5 protein-coding genes are annotated in these 6,697 nt (G+C 75.3%); all 5 read right to left on the bottom strand.

From position 1 onward, the window contains the following. Positions 1-169: 169 nt before the first annotated feature. The 5 genes from ACZ6S8_RS29115 to ACZ6S8_RS29095 all read right to left on the bottom strand — a co-directional run bounded on the left by ACZ6S8_RS29115 (position 170) and on the right by ACZ6S8_RS29095 (position 6,650). Entirely contained in the window at positions 170-2,104 is a 1,935-nt protein-coding gene (locus ACZ6S8_RS29115) for a dipeptide ABC transporter ATP-binding protein (protein WP_469460378.1), read from the bottom strand. Continuing rightward, entirely contained in the window at positions 2,101-2,937 is an 837-nt protein-coding gene (locus ACZ6S8_RS29110) for an ABC transporter permease (protein ID WP_469460377.1), read from the bottom strand. Before ACZ6S8_RS29110 ends, ACZ6S8_RS29115 begins: the two co-directional genes overlap by 4 nt. Further along, a complete protein-coding gene (locus ACZ6S8_RS29105; protein ID WP_469460376.1) occupies positions 2,934-3,884 on the bottom strand; it encodes an ABC transporter permease in 951 nt (316 codons plus the stop codon). Before ACZ6S8_RS29105 ends, ACZ6S8_RS29110 begins: the two co-directional genes overlap by 4 nt. Continuing rightward, a complete protein-coding gene (locus ACZ6S8_RS29100) occupies positions 3,884-5,521 on the bottom strand; it encodes an ABC transporter substrate-binding protein (RefSeq protein WP_469460375.1) in 1,638 nt (545 codons plus the stop codon). The genes ACZ6S8_RS29105 and ACZ6S8_RS29100 overlap by 1 nt, the downstream gene beginning before the upstream one ends. A 76-nt stretch (positions 5,522-5,597) precedes the next feature. Continuing rightward, positions 5,598-6,650 carry an LLM class flavin-dependent oxidoreductase gene (locus ACZ6S8_RS29095; RefSeq protein WP_469460374.1) on the bottom strand — a complete coding sequence of 351 codons (1,053 nt, stop codon included), beginning with the start codon at positions 6,648-6,650 and terminating at the stop codon, positions 5,598-5,600. Between the last annotated feature and the right edge of the window lie 47 nt (positions 6,651-6,697).

Genomic DNA, 6,697 nt, shown 5'->3' with positions numbered 1-6,697 from the left:
CCCCACCCCACGCCCCCCGGGTGGCGGGACCCCCGTTCAACACCGGCACCCGGGGCCCCCGACCCTCCGCCGTGCGAGCGCACGCACCGGACACCGCACGGCCCGCCCTCCGGGCGCACGGAACGACTCCGACGACACCCCCAGGCTGGCAGCCGCCTGTTGGCCGGATCTAAAGCCGCCCTTGTGCCGCCCGGGAGCCCCCACCGGCACCCCCGGCACCATCGGCGGCACCGCCCGGGCCGCCCGGGCCGCCCGCCGTGTCCGCCGCGTCCGCCGCGTCCGCCGCGTCCGCCGTGTCCGGCGTCGCCGGGGGAGTGACCGGCCCGCCGCCGGGCAGGGGCGTCCGCGCCCGCTTCGGAACGGCCGCCAGCAGGGCCCGCGTGTACGGGTGGGCGGGCGCCGCGAACACCTCCTCCACCGGACCCGACTCCACGATCCGCCCGTCCTTCATCACCATCACCCGCGCGCAGACCTCCCGGACCACGGCCAGGTCGTGCGAGATGAACAGCATGGCCAGGCCCAGCGAGGCCTGGAGCTCGCGCAGCAGGTCCAGGACCTGCGCCTGCACGGAAACGTCGAGCGCCGACACGGGCTCGTCGCACACGAGCAGGCGCGGCTCCGGGGCCAGCGCCCGGGCGATGGCGACCCGCTGCCGCTGTCCGCCGGACAGCGCGAGCGGCCGCCGCTCCAGGTGCTCCTCGGCCAGCCCGACCCGTTCGAGCAGGTCCAGCGTGCGGGTGCGGCGCTCCTCGCGCGGCACCCCCGACACGGCCAGCGCCTCGCCGACGAGCCGCTCGACGCTCCACCGGGGGTCGAAGGCGCTGAGCGGGTCCTGCGGCACCAACTGCACGGTGGAGCGGCGGGCGCGCCGCTCGCGTTCCCGTACCGCGCTCCACGCGCGACCCGCCAGCCGGATCTCACCGGCGTCGGGCGCGGTCAGCCCCAGCACCATCCGGGCCAGCGTGGACTTCCCCGAGCCGGACTCGCCGACCAGGCCGAGCGACTCCCCGGGACGCAGGGTGAAGGAGACCTCGTCCACCGCGGTACGGCGGCTGCCGCGCGGCCCCTTGAACCCCTTGACCAGGCCGCGTCCCACCAGCAGCGGCTCCCCTTCGGTCACCTTGGCCGGCGCGGCCCGCCGGCGGCTCCCCGGTACGGCCGCCAGCAAGGCCCGCGTGTATGCGTGCCGGGGCTGCTCCAGCACCTCCTGCACCGGACCCGACTCGACGATGCGGCCGTCCTTCATCACGGCCACCCGGTCGGCCAGCGCCTCGACCACCGCCAGGTCGTGGCTGATCAGCAGCAACCCGGTGCCGCCCGCCTTCAACTCGCCGAGCAGCGCCAGGATCCGGGCCTGTACGGAGGCGTCCAGGGCGGTCGTCGGCTCGTCGGCGATCAGCACGCCCGGCTCCGCCGCGAGGGCGGAGGCGATCAGCGCCCGCTGGCGCAGCCCGCCGGACAGCTGGTGGACGTAGCTCGCCGCCCGCTCCGCCGGCTCGGGCACCCCGACCCGGTCCAGGAGCTGCACCACCCGTTCGCCGGCCTGTGACCGGTGCACGAGGCGGTGCGTCAGCAGGGGTTCGGCGATCTCCTTGCCCACCGGCCGCAGCGGGTCGAGAGCGACCAGCGCGTCCTGGGACACCAGTCCGATGCGCCGTCCCCGTACGGAGCGCCACTCGCGGTCCCCGAAACCGCGGGCGTCCTGCCCGAACAGCCGCAGGTGCGCCGCGGTCACGGCGGCGGTGGGTCCGGCCAGCCCGAGCAGGGCGCGCGCGAAGGCGCTCTTGCCCGACCCGGACTCGCCGACCAGGGCCAGGCAGCGGCCGGCGGCCAGCGCCAGCGAAGCGCCGCGCACGGCGTGCACCTGGCGGTGGCCGGTGCCGAACCGGACGTTCAGGTCGGCCACTTCGATCAGCGGTCCGTCGCCCCGCCCGTCGGCCGGGGCGCCGCCGGCGGTCCCGGACGGGGCCCCGACGGGGGCCCCGTCGCCGATGCCGTCGCCGATGCCGTCGCCGATGCCGTCGCCGGTGGCGTCCGCCGTACCGCCCCCAGGAGCGTCCGCCGCGGCGCGCGCGGCGCCCACCCGTACCCGTATGCCCGTCATGAGGAGGCCCGTCCTTCGGCTCGTGTCTGCGCGTGCCGTCCGACCACGGTGACGGCGAGGACCGTGCCGAGCAGCAGCAGTCCGGGGAACAGGGCGATCCACCACGCCTGGTCCAGGAAGTCCTGGCCCTCGGTGAGCATCGCGCCCCACTCCGGGGTCGGCGGCTGCGCCCCCAGCCCCAGGTAACTCAGCGCGGCCCCGGTGGAGATCGACGCCCCGAGCGTCACCGTGGCCAGCACCACCAGCGGTCCCAGCGTGTTCGGCAGCACGTGCCGCAGGACGATCAGGAACCGCGGCACCCCGAGGGCGACCGCGGACTCCACGTACCCGGAGCGGCGTACGACCAGCGCCTGGGCCCGCACGACCCGGGCGAACCCGGGGGCGGTGCCGACGGCCACCGCGATCGTCGTCCCGGTCACCCCCTTGCCGGCGACCAGGACCACCAGCAGCGCCAGCAGCAGCCCCGGCAGCGCCAGCAGCACGTCCGCCCCGCGCATCAGCAGCGCGTCCCCGATCCGCCCCGACAGTGCCGCGGCCAGTCCCCACACCACGGCGACGGCGACCCCCGCGCCGGTGGCGGCCGCCCCGATCGCCAGCGAGTAGCGGGTGCCGTGCACCACCCGGGCGAAGACGTCCCGGCCCAGCTGGTCGGTGCCGAACCAGTGGGCGCCGTCCGGCGGCCGCAGCGCGTTCAGCGGCTCGGTGTCGGTGGCGCCGACGGCCGTGAACAGCCCGGGCGCCAGCGCCGCGACCAGGATCAGCACCAGCGCGGCTCCGGCCGCCACCACCGCGGGGCGGACCCGCAGCGGTGTTCCCCCTCGTGGCGCGCTCATGCGGCAGCCACCCCCGTTCCCTTGCGAAGCCGCGGATCCACCACCGCGTACAGCACCTCCACCACGGCACCCACGACCACGAACGCGACCGCCGACAGGGTCACCACCCCCTGGACGACCGGCAGGTCCCGGCCGCCCACCGCCTGCAGTGCGACCCGGCCGATCCCGGAGCGCGCGAACACGTTCTCCACGACCACGGCGCCGCCCAGCAGCGTGCCCGTGAACCAGCCCGCCAGGGTCAGCGCCGGCAGCGCCGCGTGCCGCAGCGCGTGCCGCGACCGGACGGTGTGCTCGCGCAGCCCGCGGGCGCGCGCGGTCAGCGCGAACGGCTGGCGCAGCGCGTCCAGCAGCCCCTCGCGCATCACCTGGGCCAGCACCGCCGCGATCGGCAGGGCCAGCGTGAGGACCGGCAGCACCAGCGACCGCGCGTCACCGCTGTCGGAGACCGGGAACCAGCCGAGGCGGAAGGAGAACGCCGTCAGCAGCATGATCCCCAGCCAGAACGAGGGGGTGGACACGACCACGAGCTCCACCAGCGCCGACACCCGCCGCGGCCAGCGGGACCGGCCGGAGGTCAGCACGGTCACCGCGACGGACAGGGCCACCGCCAGCAGCGTGGCGTACAGGGCCAGCTCCAGGGTCGGCCCGAGCTGCTCCGACAGCACCCGGGCGACCGGCTGCTGGAGCTGGTACGAGTCGCCCAGGTCGCCCCGGACGAGGCGCCCCAGGTACGACACGTACTGCACGCCGAGCGGGTCGTCGAGCCCGTAGTGCTGCCGGATCTCCGCCCGCTGCCGCGCGTCGACCAGCGCCTGGGAGCCGACCACCGCGTCCACCGGGTCGCCCGGCACCAGTTGGAGCACCGCGAAGGCGCAGGTCGCCGCGCCCCACACGACCAGGACGGCTGCCCCCAGCCGGGCGGCGAGGTACCGGACGGCCCGCGGCATCAGCGGGCCTCGACCCAGGCGCCGTAGAACTCGGGCCACGCCGAGATCGACTGCCGCAGCCCGTGCACCTGCTTGTTGACGCCGACCGTGGAGCGCTTGACGTACGCGGGGACCACCACGGCCTGGTCCAGCGTCCAGCGCTGCACCTTCCCGTACGCCTCGGCGCGCACCTTCGGGTCCGTCGCCGCCTGGGCCTCCTTGAGCCAGACGTCCACCTGCGGGTCCGCGACCCGGGCGAAGTTGTGGCCGCCGCCCTCGGCGGTCTCGGTGGACAGGAAGAAGTGGCTCAGGATGTCACCGTCGGCCCGGGCCCAGGAGGTCTCGACGACGTCGTAGCGGCCCGAGTCCAGCCGCCCGGAGACCTCCGCGGCGTCCGTGGACGCGGCCAGGTCCAGCTTGACGCCGGCCTTCTTCAGCTCGCCCTGCACCGCCTGCGAGAAGATGCTCGCCTTGCCGTACACGGGGGCGACGACGGTGAGGGTCTTGCCGTCCTTGGTGCGGAAGCCCTCGCCGTCCCGGCCGGTCCAGCCCGCCTCGTCCAGCAGCCGGGCCGTCTCCTCGGGGGCGTGCGGCCAGCTCTTCTCCAAGGTGCGGTCATAGCTCTGCGGGGTGGCGGGGGACAAGGTGCTCCACGCCCGGCGGCCGGTGCCCTGGAACACCGACTCGACGAGCGCGTCGAGGTCCACCGCCCGCTGGAACGCCTTGCGGACGCGGACGTCGGAGAAGAGCGGGCTCGTGGTGTTCAGGTAGAACGCGTCGACGGCGCCCGGCACGTCCTTGGTGACCAGCGACAGCTTGGGGTTCCGTTCGACGAGGCCGATCTGCTGGGCCGGAACCGCACCGGCCGCGTCGACCTGGCCGGACGTCAGCGCGCCCACACGGGTGGCGGCCTCGCCGATGAAGCGGATGGTGAACGAGTCCAGCCGCGCCGCCCCGGTGTGCCCGGCTCCCTCGGGGGCCCAGGCGTAGCCCGGGTTCTTGCTGTAGCCGCGCTGCTGGCCGCGGGTGTACGCACCGGCCTTGAACGGGCCGCTGCCCACCGCGGTGGTGCCCGCGCACAGCGTGTCCGCGCCGGCCTTCAGCGACGCGGGGGCGGCTATCCCCAGGTAGGTGGTGCTGACGGCCTGCAGGAAGGGGGCGTACGGGCGGTTGAAGCGGACCTCCACCTCCGTCGGGCTCTTCACCGTCGTGCCCTCGTACGGGCCGAGCAGGCCGGCCGCGTACTGCGACTGGGTCTCCTTGGCACTGACGTGGTCGAAGTTGGCCTTCACGGCCTCCGCGTCCAGGCGCGTCCCGTCGTGGAAGGTGACGTCGTCGCGCAGGACGAAGGTGTAGGTCTTCCCGTCCGGGCCCGTCTTCCAGGACTTCGCGAGCCAGGGCTTCAGCTCGCCCTCGGGGGTCTGGTAGACCAGCGAGTCGAACACCGGCCGCTGGACGAACGCCGTCACGTCCTGGGCGCTGGTGTGCGGGTCCCAGCAGTCCGGCTCCTGGTCCGTGGCGTAGACGAGCTTGCCGCCGGTCACCGGCGCGGCGCCGCCGGCGGGCGCGGTGGCCTCACCGGCGGAGCAGGCGGTGACGGCGGTGAGGACGACGGCGGACAACAGGACGGCTCTGCGGGGCGTTCGACGCGAGTGCATGACGGACTCCGGACTCCGGGACGGTGGAAACGTGGGTACCGAGACGTGGGTACCGGGCCCACTGTCGCGACGGGTGCTAAAGCCGGACTGAACCGTCATCGGCGTCCCGCGCGAGGAGTCCGCCGGCGGCCGAGGCGGCTTCGGCCAGGAGGGCGAAGGACCGCAGCCGCTCCTCCTGGCCGTGCACCACCGTGAGGGCCATGACCTCGTCGGCCCCCGTGCGCGCCACCAGCGCGGCCAGCTTGTCGCGCACCGTGTCCGGGGCGCCGATCAGCTGCGGTTCCACGAGCTCGTCCAGGAAGCGCCGTTCGGCCGTGCCGTAGGAGTACGAGGCGGCCGTCCGGGCGGAGGGGAAGGCGTCGAAGCGGCGGACGGTGCGCATCAGTATCTTGCCCAGCAGGTACGGCGAGGCGACCGTGCGCGCGGCCGCGTCGGTGTCGGCGACCGTGGCCAGGACGGAGACCAGGGTCCGCGGCCGGTCCAGCCGGGCGGACGGCCGGAACGCCTCGCGGTAGGTCTCCAGCGCGAACGCCGAGGCGTGCGGGTTGATCTGGTGCGCGAAGGCGTACGGAAGGCCGAGGGCCCCGGCGGCCTGGGCGCTGGCCGGGCTGGAGCCGAGCATCCACAGGTCCGGCCTGCCGTCGGCGGCGGGCACGGCGACGATGCCGGACGCGGGGTCGCCGGGAGCGAAGTAGCCGCTGAGCTCGGCGATCTGCTGCGGGAAGTCGTCCTGCCCGCGGTCGGGGGCCCGGCGCAGGGCGCGCGCGGTGACCGGGTCGGTGCCGGGCGCGCGGCCGAGTCCGAGGTCGATCCGGCCGGGGTGCAGGGCTTCCAGGGTGCCGAACTGCTCGGCCACCACCAGCGGCGCGTGGTTGGGGAGCAGCACGCCCCCGGAACCGACCCGGAGGGTGGTCGTGGCGGCGGCGAGCCGGCCGATGAGGATGCCGGGCGCGGAGGTGGCGAGGCTCGGGGTGTTGTGGTGCTCGGCGACCCAGTAGCGGTGGTAGCCGAGGGCCTCGACGCGCGGGGCGAGGGCCACGGTGTCGCGCAGCGCGCCCGTGGCGGTTCCCCCCTCGAAGACGGGCACCACGTCGAGTACGGAGAGGGGGATGCGGCCGGAACGGGTCATCGGGGGTTCCTCGTGGGCGAAGGGAACCGGTCGGGCGCCGCGGCGTG

This window comes from Streptomyces sp. NPDC048461 (genome assembly GCF_055587105.1).
Note: the sequence above shows the minus strand (reverse complement) of the source record. Positions and strands in the feature narration are given on the sequence as shown.

What these genes read in the sequence shown, in the direction of transcription:
- ACZ6S8_RS29115 (WP_469460378.1), bottom strand. Translation starts at nt 2,104, where the DNA reads ATGACGGGCATACGGGTACGGGTGGGCGCCGCGCGCGCCGCGGCGGAC.
- ACZ6S8_RS29110 (WP_469460377.1), bottom strand. Translation starts at nt 2,937, where the DNA reads ATGAGCGCGCCACGAGGGGGAACACCGCTGCGGGTCCGCCCCGCGGTG.
- ACZ6S8_RS29105 (WP_469460376.1), bottom strand. Translation starts at nt 3,884, where the DNA reads ATGCCGCGGGCCGTCCGGTACCTCGCCGCCCGGCTGGGGGCAGCCGTC.
- ACZ6S8_RS29100 (WP_469460375.1), bottom strand. Translation starts at nt 5,521, where the DNA reads ATGCACTCGCGTCGAACGCCCCGCAGAGCCGTCCTGTTGTCCGCCGTC.
- ACZ6S8_RS29095 (WP_469460374.1), bottom strand. Translation starts at nt 6,650, where the DNA reads ATGACCCGTTCCGGCCGCATCCCCCTCTCCGTACTCGACGTGGTGCCC.